Raw genomic sequence first — 16,966 nt, 5'->3', positions numbered from 1 at the left:
TAATTTTTCTTCCGTATTAAAACTCTTAGAAACAGAAGGTTTTTCCAAACCTTTTGCTCCATGATAGTGATATTGCTTACACCAAAAGTCAAAAGTAGCAGCGGAGACTTTATATTCTCTACAAACCAAATGAGCTGTGTACCCTTGCTTAACGACTAGTTCCACTAGTTTAAGTTTAAAATCAAACTGATAATTCTGTTTTCTACTCATAAAAAATGCCCCAAAAAGTGTCTAACTTTTTGGGGCATGTCTAGTTTTAAGATGGTAAAGTTTTTTTGTTTTTATTATATGCCTTAAAGATAACAAATGGCAAAACAAGGGTAATGGCAAAGCTAACCAAAAGCAGTATAACATAGGTTTTACCCTCTGACTCACTTAAAGAGCTTGGAATTACAAAAGCTGTTAGAATCGCTGCCATACTCATTAATAAACCAACACTGGCAACAATAAATTTCACTATATTACCTCCAGGAACTTGATAAGCTCTTGGCAAATCTTTTTTAAATAAAAGCACATTAAAATAGGCTATAAAAAACAAAATATAAGCGCTTAGGTAAATAATTACTGTTAATGAAATAGCGGTCTGAAAGGATATATTCCCACCCGAGCTACCTGATCCAAAGGTTAAGATAGCCGCCCAAATAGTAACAATAATCCCTTGTATGTATAAAATAAATACAGGAACTCCCTTTTTATTATTTGTTTTAAACACAGCCGGTAACATACCTTGGTCAGCAACGTATTGTAAACCAGCCGTTGGACTAACAATCCATGAACTTACCTGGGCTACAATACCAAAGCAAATTAAACTACCTAAAGCCACCACAACCCAATTATATTGGGAGGAGCCCACTAAAACATGTAGCGCATCTATTATTCCTTCATTTGAAGATATATTTCCTTGTAAAACCATTGATACCACGCTACCTCCAATGGTACTAAAGCACACCCCTACGATAACTAAAGCTACCATGATCAAGGGATAGTTTCGTTTAAAGTTATTTAATTCTGTTGCATGTGGGGCCGAGGCCTCTACTCCCATGTATGCTAAAACAAAGGATGTTAAAGCAGCGATATTTCCTTTATTGGGAATAAAACTTACTTGGGTAAAATTAGTGGATATACTATGGCCTTGAGAAAAATAGTAAACCGCTAAAAAAAACATACAACTCACAGGAACTATAATTCCAAAGGAAAATCCATATTTAGCAATCTTTGCTGTGCTTTGCGTCCCTTGAAACTGCAAAAATGTAATAATCCAAAAAGCCCCAACCACGGCCAAAAACTTAATCCATGGCACGTCATTTAAAGCCGGTAAATCAAAAACTGCCGCCACGGTTCCTGTTACAAAATAAAGCATTGTTACAAAACCAACTGTTATTTGAAACCACTGGAAAAAAAGTGCGGCAAATCCCATTGGGGTGCCAAGGGCATTACCTACCCAGCTAAATATTCCTCCTTGTTGATTACCTTTTATAGTGGCCAACTCAGCCGAGCAAAGTGCAACGGGCAAAAACCATAATATACCACAGGCAACTAAAAAAAACACCAATGCCTTACCACTTTGTGCAAAAGTAGGGTATTCATAAACGGTAATAAACAAAGATGCCGTCATGGCAAAAAACGCAAATCTACTAAGGTAAGTCTTATTAGTAGTGCTTGTAGCCGATAAACTAGAGCTTGTTGATGTGTTTGATTTATCCTCCATACAATATAAAGTTTTATAGTAGTTTAAACTAAGTAGTCTTCATTTTTTAAGACTATCCAAGCAAGTAATAATTAGTTAATTTTTTTTTGCTTTAAAATATATTATCTACAGTATTTTAATTATTAAAAGACACTCTAATAAATATATTAAGATATTCATGTATAAAAATACATTAAAAAAAGCCCATAACCAACCGGTTAAGGACTTGTTTTTATATTTTTATTAACTTTTTTAAATCTTTATAATCTGTTTTTCTATTTTCTTATCTATTTGTTTTTACACTCCCACTAGCTTTGCTCTGGCAGTTGCACATGGGCTGATTTACTTTTATTCTCACCCTTTAAAAGTCTAGCATTGGTCCAGCAAGCCAGTATAAAATAAAACCCTGTAAGTCCCCATAAAAACACATAGGCCTCTTTAAGCTCGGTTATACTAGCTCCGAATTGACTAATGGAAACAAATCCTTGCACACCGTAGGTAGTTGGTACAAACTTAGCTAAAATAGCCAGCCATGCTGGAAAGGCAGTAACGGGCCATGAAAGACCACAAAGGGCCAAACTTGGAATAGAGAAAATAGTGATAGTCATAAGGGCATCTTCTCTTTGTTTAAACCAATTCGTTAAAAACATGCCTAAAAAAGTAATGGATAAAACCACCGGTATGGCAAACAAAATAATATCCCAATAACTTCCTCTTTGTGGGAACACATTAATATGAGTTACCACAGTGACCTCAAATAAAAGTAAACAAATGGATATAAATAAATAGGGTAAACTCCTACCCATAGTTAAAAACACGCTACCAAATCTTCTTCTTGCAAAACCAAATGTAGATACAAAAAGATTTTTTTCTCTAAGGGTTCCATTTAATATTCCCATTGCGGTTAATTGAAGGGTTTGGATGGCGATAATAAAAACTACCGGCAAAACAAAAGTCCCATAACCATCGGCAATATTAAACAAAGGTATAGCATTAACATCAAAAGGTCTTCGAGTGGCTATGGCCTGATTCATGGGTACCCCTGAGCTCATTATTTGATTTAACTCTACCTCTGCTCCCATGGTTTGAACTACATTCATTAAAGTAGCCAGGGTTTCTTTATAATATAAAATATTAGCCGTATCAATATATCCGACCACCGTAGGAACGGTAGAATTCTGGAGTTTCTTGGTAAAATCTTTTTCAATTACCACAATGGCACGAACTTTTTCTTGATCAAATAAAACCCTTGCTGCATCCAAAGAGGTACTTTGATGAACGACTTCTAGCTCTTGACTTGCATCTAACATTCGGGTAATTTCCCTGGTGGTACTTGTTTGATCATTATCCACCACCGCAACCGGTATGTGAATAATAATCTCATTGGTATATACATAAGCGTACAATAAAGATACAGCCATTATAGCAAGTACATAAATACTATAGACCGCAAAATCTTTGAAAATTAATTTCAACTCGATTAATGCCGATTTTGTAACGTTAGCAAAGTTCTCTATGATTGTTTTAAGCATTGTAACCTCCTTTTTGTAATTTTCTTGCATAAAATGGTATTCCTATGGCTCCCAGGGCTGTAAATACTGCCAAACCGATTAGATAAACATCTTGATTGTGATTAAACATTATTCCCCGCATGGCATAATCCACCACAAATCGCATATAGGAGGTAAAAGGAAATATATAATTGGCTCCTTGTATAAAATTACTCATCCCATCTGCCGGGAAGGTATAACCTGCAAAAGAAAATGCAATAGCGCAATAATCTCCCCCAACGGTTATAGCCACCCTTAAACTAGTCATAATAGATGCAATAAAAAGTCCTACAGCTTGAATGGCAATGACAAAGGACAAAAAGATTAAATTAACTCCTAAAAAGCTTCCCTGCAATGGAACTCCAATTCGGTAGTATAAAAGTGCGTTCATAAAAACCCCTAGGATCATAAAAATCACTGTATAGGGTAACAAAGTACCTAGCATGGCTTTTATCACACTGCCTCCGGCAAGATCCAAGATTTGATGTCCTTGCTGGTATTTCAATGGTCTACCAACGGCATTAACCGTTATAATCATAATAATGATTTGAAAGGCCATTGGCATAAAGGATAAATTCAAATAAATTGCATAACTGGTATAGGGGTTAAACAAAATATGAAAATCTGTATTAATTGGATTTACCATAGCCAGGGCTTGATCCGGGGTAAGACCGCCTTGCTCTAAGGTTTGTACTCTGGCCCCAGCAGCAAACATCATCCCAAGGGTTTGGAAGCTTTGCATAATAAGGCCTCCTGGCAAAATATATTCCCCGTTGTAATAACAAGTCACACTTGTGTAATCATTCCTATAAATATTTCTTTCAAAATCCTTTGGTATGATCACAAAAGCATAGGCCTGTCCTTTACGCATGTATTTCTCTCCTTCTAACTCATCGTTTACTTCCTGATAGATATTTAAAGTGGAAGTAGATTCAATCATCATTTTAAACTGACGTGAAAGTTGACTTTTATCGCTATCTAATACCACGATGGGTAAATTGGTAGGCACCCCTTGTTTGAACAAAGAGGCATAAAAAATAAAAAGAAACAAAGGTACTCCCAGCATCAGCAACAGGGTTTTAGGCTGGGTAAAAATCTTTATCGTTTCTTGTTTAAATATGGCAAAAAATCCTTTTTTCACGTTATGTTTTTTTTACTTCAAATTCTTTTGATCAATCAAAGCGCTCATTCCAGGACGTAATCCAGGAACCTTTGTTGTAGGATAGGCTTTGATTAAAAATGTTTTCATATCAAAATCTCCTTTTGTCTTGGTTGCACTCCAAGTTGCGTAATCTCCTTGAGCAGCAATGTATCTAACCTCTAAGGTTACCTCTTGATTACCCAATCCTGGAATAATGGCCTGTAACTGGGTATTCATTTTAAAATACGGCATTAAATCCTCACGCACATTAAAAAACACCCATACATCATCTAAATCTACTAGGTTCACTAAAGGGTAACCAGCGTTTATGATCTCTCCAGCATTTGGCATAATGGTAATAATTTGTCCATCTCTAGGTGCTTTTACTTGCCCCTCTGATTTAAAAATATTAACCTCGGCAACACCGGCTTGGGTCTGATGTACCATAGCCAAAGCCGCTTTTTTATCTTCTTCTCTTGCTCCTTCTTGGATCATCTGATAATTTGACTCGGCTATTTTCTCGGACTCCATAGAGGCTTTGTATTGCGCATAGGCCTCATCTCTTTTTTGAGCAGGTACCACCTTATCGTTATATAAATTCTCTACCCTTTCATAGGTACTTTTAGCCAGACTTGCGGCAGTTTTTGCTTGTTGTAACATATTATAGGCTGCTTGAACCTCTTGTTGTCTTGACCCAGCCTTTACCTTAGAATCCATCGCTTGAGCGGCGTGCTCTAGGGCTTGAACTTGAGCGAGTTTTGCATCAATCTCTGGGGTGCCCAAAACAAGAAGGACATCTCCCTTTTTAACATCTTGTCCTTCCTCAACTAAGACTTGTTCTACTCTTCCGGGAATCTTAGAGGCAACGTTGATTTGCTTGGCCTCCACCTGTCCTTGCATGTAGACCTGGTCTGGAGCGGCCAAATACCAAAGACTAACACCTAAAACAACCCCTATGATAAGAATCCCTATTAATGCATTGATAATATTTTTTTTCATTGTCTTTTAAATTTAATTGGTGTATTGTAAAAAGTCTTGACTAACCCCGGCTAGTTCAAATAAAGCTGCTAATTCCACAGCGTATTGAAAATGCGCCTCTATTTTTAATAATTTAACAACCGATAAGGCTACCTCGGCATCCACCACATCGGTGGAGGAGGCAAATCCTTCGCTAAAGGCACGGGTTCTCACGCGAAGATACTCCTGGGCTAATTGCTGTTGAAGCTTTAAATTATTTATTAATTCCTGTTGTTTTTCAATGTCCTGATATAGTTTTGAGACTAACATTTTCACATCACTAACAGCCTTGGTTTGCATTAATTCTACACTTTCCACCGTTGCCTTTGCAGCGCGGATTTCATTCTTGGTTTTAAACCCTTCGAATAAATTATAAGTAAGTCCCACTCCTATTGTCCAGGGCTTATTATTGTTATATAAGATATCCAATCCACTAATTGGATTATTATGAGCAAGTATGGTTTGCCCAAAGGCAACCAAAGCTGGGTATCTACCACTTTGTGCAACTTTCACTCCTTGTTGAGCTAGTTGTCTTTCTAGGTCAATTTTTTGTAATAAAGGAAAATTCATCTGAGCCGATTCTTTATAAAACTCCAGGGTTTGTAGATCTGGGACTAAGAAAAAATCAGTTGATAGGCTATCGGGAACCTGATCAATCTCCAAGGTATTAGCAAGGGCAATTCGCGCCATAGTAGCATCTTTTACAGTTGCTTCAAGTTCTCTTTTAGCATCCGATACAGCTACTTGGGCAACTAGCTTTTCTACCGGAGCAATCATACCATTGTCCTCTAGTTTAGTTGCATCCTCTAGGTGTTTCTCCATTGCTTTTAAGACCTGCTTTCTAACCTGAACTGCTTCTTGGGCCAATTTTACCATAAAATAGCGCTCGGCTAGTTCACTTATCAAAGCTCCTTGGGTATTATCTACATTTACCAAAGCGATATCCTGTTCAATCTTAGAGGCCTTTACCGCGGCGTTGACCTTACCACCTACAAAAATAGGCAGGGTTGCTTCAAAACCTCCAAAGACCATATCTCTTTTATTAAAGTCCATTTTCCAATCTCCTAGCACATCGGGATTGGGTAACTCAACAAAATCAGCAATACCATTTCTAAGACCATTTAAGTTTACACCCAAAGATCGATCTGTCCACAATCCCATCCCGTAAGCCTTTACAGAAGGGTACCTTAGACCTTGGACAGCTTTTGTTTTAAAACTCTCCACCTGCGCTTGTTTCTCTGCGGCTTTTAAACTACTGTTGTTTTGATTCATTTTTTGATAGGCCTGTGAAAAAGACAAGTCTTGCCCATAAGCCGAAAAAGAACTAAATAAACCAGCTACAGCAAACATAAAAGCTGCCAGAGTACTTGTTAACTTTAAAACTCTCATTAATGTAAAATCATTTTATATATCTCAAATATAGCTACTTTTTAACAAAATTACTACAATGAGTCATTTTATTTTTAACAAATATTATCATATATTAAAGTAAAAAACACCCTATTAATGGGTGTTTTTTATTTATTTAATTTTTAAATTATGTCCTTTTTTAGTGCTATTTCACCTTAACTAGCCACCTAACTCCCACGAGGAGTTGATGTTGGTTATTTTGGGTAAGCTCGCGGTAATCACCTTTAAATTCGGTATTTGAAAAACTATATGCTCCATGAAAGCGCAAATCTTTTAAAAGCTCTTTGGTAAAAGGATACCATTCCACCACGGCTTCAATACCTTTAATGTTATAGGCCTGGGATTGATCTTTTTTATCATAACGTTGGCTGTATACTGCTTTTATAAAAGGACGCCAATCCCCTAGATTATACATAAACTTTAATGAAACGGCCTGATCTTCGACCAAACGCAACTGATCTGGAGCAGATAAAACAACGCTACTGTAGTTCATATTACGATCTCCAATATAATAATCCAGCTCGCTGGTGAATTTTCCAATATTTATTTGATTACCTACGGTAAACCAATTATAATAACTGTCTTTAGAGTGCTGAAAAAGACCGTATCCCCAGCGTGTCTTATAAATTCCTTTAAATAAACTTCCTTCCCAAAGGAAATTTAGGGCCAAAGCTTTATCTTCATAAGACTCACTTGCAAATTCACTATAAGGCGAGTTTATTACCTGGAAATTAAACTCTTGGTTCTTCCATTTATACAAAACATTCACCCCTATGGCCGAAGAAGTTAAATCGTTGTAAATCATGGTAGGATAATACACATCGGCGGTGGAATAGTTGTATTCAAAGGTTCCAAATTGAATACTTTGTTTTCCAACCATAATATTCCAATTATCTTGTATATCAAAACTAATCCAAGCCAGATCCGTTGCACCCGAGAGGCCGTCCCTGGAGTTTGCGGCCTGTTCTTTATTTAATCGTTGACGAACCCGGTAGTGTATAGTTGGGGTAATATCACCTGTGAACCAAACCTTTAATAAATCTCCATAGAAACTCCTATCGATTAACTCACCATTGCTAATTACGTTTTGGTAATCGATTCTAGTATCCACAAGAATATTAAGCATTTGATTGTTCCACTTGAGTTTTTCATTCAAATCATCATCTTCCCGATGTTGTGCGTAACTTGTTATACCAAAAAGTATAGCCCAGCCCACAAATACTAACTTTCTCATAGTAGTTTGTTTTTGTTTGATTTTGTTTTCACAATACCCTTTTACCTAGTTTTAGATAAAAACTCGCAACAAGCATTATTTTAGGATTTCACTTACTTAAAAGTGGGTCTTATCTCTGGCTTTAAATACAAAACAAAAAAGTTTAAAAAATAAGGATTGATTTTTTTATTAATCCGTCCTTTAAAACAACTATAATTACTCCCAAGATTCTAGTAAGGCAGTTTTTTTAAAAGGTAACTCACGATGTGTTAAGTCTATTTGACTCTTGACCCCTACTAACTTTTTTTGGGCACTGAGAAACCACTATCTAGCTCCTTTTTTTAATAAACCCTGGGCCGTGGTCCAGATTTTTTTTTATATCCTTACCCCCAGTAGTCTAAAAGCAAAAGAGGTAGTATAGGTATCAACAAGCCAAGGAAAACGTAAAAAAAAGTATGCAGGATTATCTAAAACCCTTATAAATTGCAGTTTTATTTACCCACCTACAGCCAAAAACACAGGTGAAAAAATATTTTCATTTAAAACCCAAAGCTCCAATGTTCCACTACAGCAAAGAAAAAGGGCTAATATAGCTGAAACTAAACCTGTTTTAGTGCCTTATTTAACTGTGTTCATTAGGCCAAGCTACCAACAAAAAATTCAATTTCACCAAATCAAAAACCTCCTAGATTTAATAAGCCAAGCTATCTTTTAAGTAAAATAGCTTGGCTTAAGTGAATTATAATTACTCTTTAACTTGTTTTAAAGCCTTATTAATGATGGAAAGTAGTTCCTTCTTCTTTAGTTAATGGAACACTCACTGGATGCTTCTCAAAGTATTCAATACTACGTCTTAAATCCTCTAATAATAAATCCGCCATATCACGGCTAAATCCATGTCTTACAAGTACACGTTGAACCACTAAATCCTCACAGTCATTTGGAAGAGTATAAGAGGCAACTTGCCATCCTCTAATACGCATACGATCTGTTAAGTCATATAAAGTGTATCCTGGATTTACACCTTCTTTAAACTTCCATGTCGCTCCTGGAACACCATTTACTCCATCGTAAACAATATCAAACACGCCCATTTTCTTAACCTCTTGTGCAATATACTGTCCGTGATCTGACATAGCTTGTAAGATTCTAGTATATCCCTCACGTCCGTAATGTAAAAAGTTATGGTATTGTGATATGATCTGCCCTCCTGGACGAGAGAAGTTTAATGCGAAGGTTTTCATATTTCCTCCTAAATAGTTTACATCAAAGATTAATCCTTCAGGTAAATCTGTTTTTTCACGCCAAACAATCCATCCCACACCAATTGGAGCTAATCCAAATTTATGTCCCGAGGTATTAATTGACTTTACTCTTGGAAGTCTAAAGTCAAAAGGAATATCCTTGTGAATAAATGGCGCTAAGAAACCTCCCGAGGCTCCATCCACGTGCATTGGGATATCAAGTCCTGTATCTTTTTGTAACTGATCCAAACAATCGTGAATTGCTTTTACATCTTCATATTGAAGCGTAAAGGTAACCCCTAGAGTAGGAACTACTCCGATTGTATTCTCATCGGCTCTTTTTAAAACCTCCTCTGGCGTCATTAAAAAGCGATCGTGCTCCATTGGAATCTGACGTAATTCCACATCGAAATAACGTGCAAATCTCTCCCAACAAACCTGTACTGGCCCAGTAATTAAATTAGGCTTGTCCGTTGGTTTACCTTCTTTTTGTCGCTTTTCTCTCCATCTCCATTTCATGGCTAACCCTCCAAGCATTGCTGCCTCAGAGGACCCTGTTGTAGAGCATCCCATTGTGGTTGCTGAAGAGGGTGAATTCCATAAATCTGCTAAAATATGCACACATCTACTTTCTATTTCTGCAGTTTGTGGATATTCATCTTTATCCATCATATTTTTATCGATACATTTATCCATTAAAATATGAATGTCCTCACTTAGACCTGTTTGACAAAACGTACTTAAATTCTGCTTTGCATTTCCATCTAATAACAATTCATCTAGAATTAAGTCCCTTACCGTTACCGAGTCATTAGATTGTTCTCCCATTTTGTACTTAGGGATAGGCTTTATGGAAGCCTGCTGCGCATAGGCATCAGAGTATTCCGCATCTTTACCCCCTGGATTTACCGTGTGTAATGCCATAATTTAATTTTTTTTGGTTTTTTACTTAATTAACTTCATCGCTCACATTAAAGCTTATACAATATACAAAAAATTAACTTAATAAAATAAAATTAAAGTCTTTTTGTTAAAAAATTTTACATACAAAGCCAATACACGCTATTCAGCTTTACTTATATTATGATAAAATAACAAAAAAAGTCACTTCATAGTTAAAAATTACTTGAAGTGACTTAGGTAAGTTTTAAAGCACTAGATCTTTTTTAGATTCAGTTAAAAAAAAAATATATTCGTTCGTTCGTAAATTAATATAGTGCAATTGATTTTAGTTGAGTCTGATCCGCGAAATCTTTAAAACTATATTTTGTATAATTTATATCTGCATAAGCTCGAATGTAAATATCTCCTTGAGATAAATCCGACAATACTGTCCAGATGGTAAATTCGGTACTATAAACTGGATCTGGGTGGTTTGGCATCTTTAAATATTCCACAGAAATGTTCTTAGGTCTATCAAAGTTATTCATCACGTGAGCCAGTTCGATGATTTGTTTTTCTGGTGTATCCACAGAATTGGCAAAAGTGCTATAGAAAAACGCTTTTACAAATCTACCAACCGAAGTACCTGATGCTGGTAAAATCCCTGTTCCTGCCCCACTATCGGGTTGCATTAAAGTCATATTTCCAATCTTATTCGCATTGTGCTCAATATTGGTCATATTGGCATAGTTATCTAAGTTTGTTAAATGCCAAGGAAACTCAGGTCCGTTTGTCATAACATAAGTAGGATTATCATAAAGGTGAATTACCCCTTGACTTACTTCCACAACAGCACACTGTCCAGATTTATCATAAAACGCAAAGTGAAACGGACTTTTCAACCCGCCAATAAGTGCAATAGAATCCGACCAAAAATCTGCCGTATTAATACCTGCTTTTAATTCCTGAATGTTAGCAAAACTTGCAATAGCCCATTCCCCAAAAGAAGTAAATGGAACGGAATTAGGATACTTATCTGCACTTAAGTCAGGTAAATCCGACTTAGTCATCATATTTAAACTAAAGGAAAGCCCTTGATTATTTACCCCTTGCATTGCTCCCATTGGATCAATTTTACTAACCGGCACAGTTAAAGCAAACATCGGGTATTTTGCTAGGTACTTTTTACCTGGCGAATTATCTGGAGCTGGATGTTGAAAAGCATGATTCACCGGGTAGTAAGTTAAACTAGTTACAATTTGATCGGTGGTAAACTCCATGGTTCTACCATGATACATATTATTGTTTTTATCTTTTACAGCTAGTGAAGTACAGGCAAAAGGTATATTAGTCTGTATTTCTTGGGCGGTATGGGGCTGATAGGATACAAAATTTATATTTTGCTTTTCATTATTAGATAAACCCTGATCTTTATTTTCTTTACTCATAGTTTGGTTATATTTAATTAATAGCTGCACTTTGTAGGCTGGATTTATCTCTAAATCACTTTTTACAATATTTTGTTGTTTCTACTTATTTTTCCGATTTTAACTAACACCCTACACCTATAAAGCAAGGCTTTATAAAAACCTTATCCTTAAATTAGTTACTACTTGCAAAGCAGTACGTTTTTTTAAATCCTTTTATTTTAAAAACTCAACCCTGCAATTGTACTTGCAACCTTATTAGTTGACGTATTAAAAATCTAGTCAAAGACTTTGGCCTTTGTATTGTTATATCCTTTTTTTGTAATAATTAGATACTAAAATCAGTATTAATTTACTTGCAACTAGTCCATTTTTTTTACTAGGTCTTTACTTTTTTTAAGTAATAATTACAAGCAAAGATTCAAGAAAATAACGATATTTAAATCCATACTTGCTTTTATTTTATACTAATTTCACAGAATTATTTTAAAAATAAATTAAATTAAAACAATCGTATATCTAAATAAAACAGTCTTATAAAATCCTTGTTAACGAATATTACATACTATTTACATTATAAAGATATAAATATTTAAGAAACATTTACTATTTTAACTTTAAATATTTAAAAAACATTAGAAAAAGCTTTTCTAAATCATTTGCAAGCCCTTTGCTTTAAAGTGAAAATTAAAATACACAATTAATTAAATATATCATAAAAACCTCTTAATTTTGAAAGAAAGTCTTACAAAACCCTTTGGGTTTTATTTTTAAGGCCTTTATATAGGAATATAAAAAACACCAGTCCATGTTTAACGCCTGAAAAAAACAATATGAACAATGCCAATACAAGCCTAGATCCTTATAATGCAAAACATCCAATACGATATAAGATCTATACCTTACTTAACATAGATTCTAAAACCCTGGCCAGTAAAATTGTAATGGGAATTATTGTGGTGGTGATTCTTTTAAATGCAGCCACTTTAATCTTGCAATCTGTTTCTAGCTTACAGGCTGATTTTGGAGTATTTTTCGACCAATTTAGTTTCTACTCGGTACTGTTTTTCACCTTAGAGTACATTCTTCGTATGTGGAGTATAACTTGCGATCCAAATTACAGAAAACCTTTTGTTGGTAGATTAAGATATGGCATTACAGCCATGCAAGTAATTGATTTGTTAGCAATCGCTCCTTTTTACCTGTCTTTTGTTTATGTGGATCTTCGTATTTTACGCTTACTACGTGTCTTTAGACTACTTCGTATTTTCAAAGTAGCCAGGTATGTTACGGCCCTTAATTTACTTGTTAGGGTACTTCGAAGAAAAAGAGATGAGCTTATTTTGGTATTTGTTATTTTAATATTTTTATTAATTATTGCCTCCACAGCCATGTATTATTGTGAGAATGCGGCTCAACCTACAAAATTCTCCAGTATACCTGAATCCATGTGGTGGGCTATTATTACCTTAACAAGTGTGGGTTATGGGGATATTGTTCCCATTACGGTAGTAGGAAGAATTGTCGGGGGAATAATCTCGGTTATTGGTGTGGCTTTTTTTGCTATACCTACAGGTATCTTAGCCTCAGGTTTCTCCCAAGAATTTGCCGTTATCCCTTCCGATAAACAATTGGCTCAACCTGATTTAGACATCGATCTAAGCTCAAAACAAAAGCCTAAATCGCAAAACAGCGATAACCCTATATCTCCCACTCCAAATACCAAACATAATTTAGATAGCTAAAATATAAACCATGATATAAAGGGCTACTTTAAAACAAGGTATACTATAAGATTCCTTTTTTTTCTTTACTGCTTGTCTCAGTAATTAGCCTTTAAAACAAGCTTTTATATCTTTAAAGCAAGTCCTTAAACAAGGACTTGTTTTTTTTTGTAATACAACTTAACAAACCAACAAGAAAAGAATCCCAGTGTAGAGTAGTTTAATAAAAAAAACACTTAAAAATCAAAAACCTTAAAATAAATTTAGCAAGAGTTATAAGTTTTTTTAAACTCAAACATCCCTTAGCTTATACTGCTTTTATATTAAAGCCTATGCCGTTTTGTGTGTTTGAAGTCAAAAACAAACCGATAATACCCAAACTATCCCTTAAGGATCTATTGGTGTATAAAAGTCAATTTAAAGGTGTTTTTTAGCTATTATAAAGATTAAAAACTCTTTTATAATCAGCAGTTATTTTTCTTAAAAGTAAAAAACACCATTTAAAAAACATAATTACCACCAAAAACTTGGCTTATTTAGGGCTAAAACAAATTATCACTCCTTTATTTATAAGGGATCAGCTTGCTTTTGCAGGGTAATATGACTCTGTTTAAGAATTATCCCTATTTAACAAACATTAATATAAATAATACCAATTAAAAATTATTTTAAGTTAAAAATCTTTATTAACTTAACATTAATTAAAAATTGTTGAATTAAAAAATAAGAATTATGAAATTAATGCGATTATTACCCTTAATGGCTATTATGCTTTTTTTAGGATCGTGCGGTATCCAAGTTTCGTCTAATTACAATCAGTCGGTAAACTTCAATCAGTTTAAAACCTATAATTTCTTTCAAGAAGGAATTGACAAGTGTAACTTAAATAGCTTGGCCAAGACGGCCGTTTTACAAGCCATTGAAGCAGATCTTGCTACAAAGGGATATGTAAAGACAACTAATAACCCTCAAATTTTAGTAAATATCTTTACAAAGACTCAAAAAGAGTACGACATTCAAAACAACTATGATTACCCAGACTTCTATGAGCCTTATGGATACTATGGTGGATGGGGATATGCACCTTACTGGGATCCACAAGAAACAACCACGGTGACCACAGAATTAGAAGGTGAGTTATATATTGATATTTTAAATCCTGCAACAAAAACCTTAATTTGGCAAGGAAAAGGAACTGGCCTGGTTGGTGGAGCCAATACAGAGGCTAAAGTACAGGCTTTAGTACAAAAATATGTAACAAGTATCTTAGCTAACTATCCTCCAGGTTCTAAAAAGAAATAAATCTTTAGTAAAATTCAAGTACTAAACAAATAAATACACCTTTAAAAGCAGCTTAAAAGCTAAGCTTTTAAAGGTGTTTTGTTTTATTAACAGACTTTACTTTTGTGTACTCTACTTATTCTTGTGCGTCTTGGTGGAAAGACATAATTGTACAAACCTTATTAAAAAAAAACGTAGGGTTTAAAGCGGGGTTACAAACAAAATATTTGCTTTTAAAAACATTTGCCAATTTGAAAAAACAATAATTCTTTATTTGCTAATTAGACTTTACTATATTTGACAAACCTACACTAACACATAGATTAAATGATTCTAACTTTTCAAAGCATCGTTTATATTTTAGTAGCACTAATTATTGTTATCAATCTATGCAATATTTATGTTTACTTACAAGACAAGAATCAACAAAGTACTACTTTGCAGTATGTTAATTTACTTATTTTCACGCATGTGATTTTTATTGCACTTTGTATATTTTTACTTGAAGACTCCACCGATATTTGTTTATATAACCCGTATTTACTATTCTACGCGCCTTTATCCTATGTAACAATCTGGGATCTTGTCTGGCCTTATAAATCCAAAACAAAAGTAGTTTTAGTAAACTTTATTCCCACAAGTGTGGTTTGTATTGGATTTTTATCCTTGCAATACCTAGCCATAAATTCCCTTGAGAGACAACAATATTACAACGATTTGTTTTTAGGTCTTGTAGGTTGTCAGTTACTATTTTACTGTTTATTGGATTATATCCTACTTCGAAAAAAACAGTACTTAATTACTGTAAAAAATAAAACCTTCTATGGTTATGCCACCATCTACCTTCAATCTTTAGCTGGATTGGCACTATTTTGTACGCTTTACTTTTGTTGGCATGCTAAAATCGAGAAACTTGTATTAACCACTGTTATTCTTTCTTGCTTGTTTATATCTACTATTTTTGTGAATCGCGTTTTGGTAATAGACAAAAAAAACAGTAATAATAACCCTGAGGACTCCTTACCCTATTAACTAACTTTGCGTATACTATGGGGTAATCAAAAAAAAACAGTTATTTAGAAAATCATCTATTACCTTTTGCAAAAGGTTGCCTTTAGATGTAAAACATCTGTTTTTTCTAGTGTAGAATCAAGCCTAAAGCTTGCTTTATTTTCTCTAAGATTCTGCAAAGGCCAAACAGACCAGTCCACTGGTAGTTTACTAAAGTCTATGTTTATATACAAAGGCATCTTTGGGGCTGTTTGTGCATCATCCAAACTACTTTGTATATCTTGTAAATTAGTTGAGTATCCTACTAATTGATCCATTGAAAAGCCGTAAAAATCATAGTAATATTGTTTTAACTGCTTTGAAACAAAAAGTTCAGGCTTTAAATGGGGCTCAAAACCAAACAAAATATTAATCAAAGGAACTTGTATTTTTGAAACTTTATTTACTTGTATGGGATTAAAATCCGAATCGTAATCATAAACAACCTCACTTACTTGTTGGTCCACTAAATCGGTAGAAATACAGAATTGAAAACTGGTTATTTTATCGATATCTTTTTTTTCTAGCATACGGGTATTATAAACCAGGTCTTGTAAAACTTTAAACTCTTTTAAAGGTAAAGCACTTTGAATAAAAACACTACTACTACTAGCATTATCTACCAGTGGTATATTATAGGCTAAATCCCTGTAAGGCTTCTGTAATCTATAGGTAGCCCAAAACGCGATTTTATCGCGTTTATACTTGGCCTTTACCTGTAGTTTGTTATCCTTTTGCCAATATAAAAGATGTTGATCTTTTAAGGTAATATCATCCCAATTAAAATCTTGTACCCTAACCCAATTACCGGTATTATTAATCAAATCCACTAAATACTTTGGATTGTTATCCGTGCCTGGACTTAATTGATATACCAGATAATCTTTATTAAACACCAATTGTAAATACTTGTTAACCTGTAGATAAACAAGAGAGTTTTGCTTGTCTATAAAACTCATATGTTCAGGGAGCGATTCGGCAAAATAAGAAAAACATTTATTGTAATTATTAACCTTTAAAATCCCAAAAAAACTATTATCTGGCTGCTTTAATCCAAACATGTACAAATTAGCTGGTATTTGAATCCCTGCCTTTAATACAAACTCTTTAAAAAGGTGATCACTTGCAAGTTTTTGATTGTTATTTGTAGGATAAAAAGATACAAAATCCGATAAATTATCAATCACTAATTGATCGACCCCTAGATTTATTATCCGCTGGCTATTTATGTCTATTAACTGCTGCTTTGCCACAACAGATCTATGGTGAATAACACCATAGATAAGACTAAAAACCAATAGTATAAATACACCAATAAATATAGCGGCTTTTTTCATGAT

13 protein-coding genes are annotated in these 16,966 nt (G+C 34.4%); 3 read left to right on the top strand and 10 right to left on the bottom strand.

The annotated features are described in order from the left end of the window. The 9 genes from ACYSNV_RS04950 to ACYSNV_RS04910 all read right to left on the bottom strand — a co-directional run. On the bottom strand, window positions 1-210 hold a 210-nt coding region (locus ACYSNV_RS04950), incomplete at its 3' end, for a transposase (RefSeq protein WP_461761460.1). A 46-nt stretch (window positions 211-256) separates the two neighbouring features. Then, entirely contained in the window at window positions 257-1,708 is a 1,452-nt protein-coding gene (locus ACYSNV_RS04945) for an amino acid permease (RefSeq protein ID WP_461761459.1), read from the bottom strand. Between the two features lie 287 nt (window positions 1,709-1,995). Next, a complete protein-coding gene (locus tag ACYSNV_RS04940) occupies window positions 1,996-3,249 on the bottom strand; it encodes an ABC transporter permease (RefSeq protein ID WP_461761458.1) in 1,254 nt (417 codons plus the stop codon). Beyond that, the gene (locus tag ACYSNV_RS04935) at window positions 3,212-4,378 is read right to left on the bottom strand and encodes an ABC transporter permease (protein WP_461761457.1); all 1,167 of its coding nucleotides are present in this window, start codon (window positions 4,376-4,378) and stop codon (window positions 3,212-3,214) included. The genes ACYSNV_RS04940 and ACYSNV_RS04935 overlap by 38 nt, the downstream gene beginning before the upstream one ends. Window positions 4,379-4,390: 12 nt before the next feature. Next, entirely contained in the window at window positions 4,391-5,377 is a 987-nt protein-coding gene (locus ACYSNV_RS04930) for an HlyD family secretion protein (protein WP_461761456.1), read from the bottom strand. Window positions 5,378-5,389: 12 nt separating this feature from the next. Further along, complete coding sequence (locus ACYSNV_RS04925; protein ID WP_461761455.1) at window positions 5,390-6,784, bottom strand: TolC family protein; 1,395 nt, start codon at window positions 6,782-6,784, stop codon at window positions 5,390-5,392. Between the two features lie 166 nt (window positions 6,785-6,950). Then, window positions 6,951-8,039 carry a porin gene (locus tag ACYSNV_RS04920; protein WP_461761454.1) on the bottom strand — a complete coding sequence of 363 codons (1,089 nt, stop codon included), beginning with the start codon at window positions 8,037-8,039 and terminating at the stop codon, window positions 6,951-6,953. Window positions 8,040-8,791: 752 nt separating this feature from the next. Beyond that, entirely contained in the window at window positions 8,792-10,186 is a 1,395-nt protein-coding gene (locus ACYSNV_RS04915) for a glutamate decarboxylase (protein ID WP_461761453.1), read from the bottom strand. A gap of 284 nt (window positions 10,187-10,470) precedes the next feature. Continuing rightward, window positions 10,471-11,592 carry a linear amide C-N hydrolase gene (locus ACYSNV_RS04910; protein WP_461761452.1) on the bottom strand — a complete coding sequence of 374 codons (1,122 nt, stop codon included), beginning with the start codon at window positions 11,590-11,592 and terminating at the stop codon, window positions 10,471-10,473. Window positions 11,593-12,404: 812 nt separating this feature from the next. Between ACYSNV_RS04910 and ACYSNV_RS04905 the strand changes: the two genes are divergently transcribed. From ACYSNV_RS04905 to ACYSNV_RS04895, 3 genes are all read left to right on the top strand, one after another. Beyond that, entirely contained in the window at window positions 12,405-13,316 is a 912-nt protein-coding gene (locus ACYSNV_RS04905) for an ion transporter (RefSeq protein WP_461761451.1), read from the top strand. Window positions 13,317-14,027: 711 nt separating this feature from the next. Further along, window positions 14,028-14,597 (top strand): DUF4136 domain-containing protein, encoded by a 570-nt coding sequence (locus ACYSNV_RS04900; RefSeq protein ID WP_461761450.1) that lies wholly within the window; start codon window positions 14,028-14,030, stop codon window positions 14,595-14,597. A 306-nt stretch (window positions 14,598-14,903) separates the two neighbouring features. After that, window positions 14,904-15,608: a hypothetical protein gene (locus ACYSNV_RS04895; RefSeq protein ID WP_461761449.1), complete on the top strand. Its 705-nt coding sequence runs from the start codon at window positions 14,904-14,906 to the stop codon at window positions 15,606-15,608. A gap of 59 nt (window positions 15,609-15,667) precedes the next feature. Here the strand turns inward: ACYSNV_RS04895 and ACYSNV_RS04890 are convergent, their stop codons facing one another. After that, window positions 15,668-16,963, bottom strand: coding sequence for a hypothetical protein (locus tag ACYSNV_RS04890; RefSeq protein ID WP_461761448.1), 1,296 nt, complete (start codon window positions 16,961-16,963; stop codon window positions 15,668-15,670). Window positions 16,964-16,966 lie beyond the last annotated feature (3 nt).

This window comes from Myroides sp. LJL119 (assembly GCF_054871605.1).
This window is presented reverse-complemented; position numbering and strand designations above follow the sequence as displayed.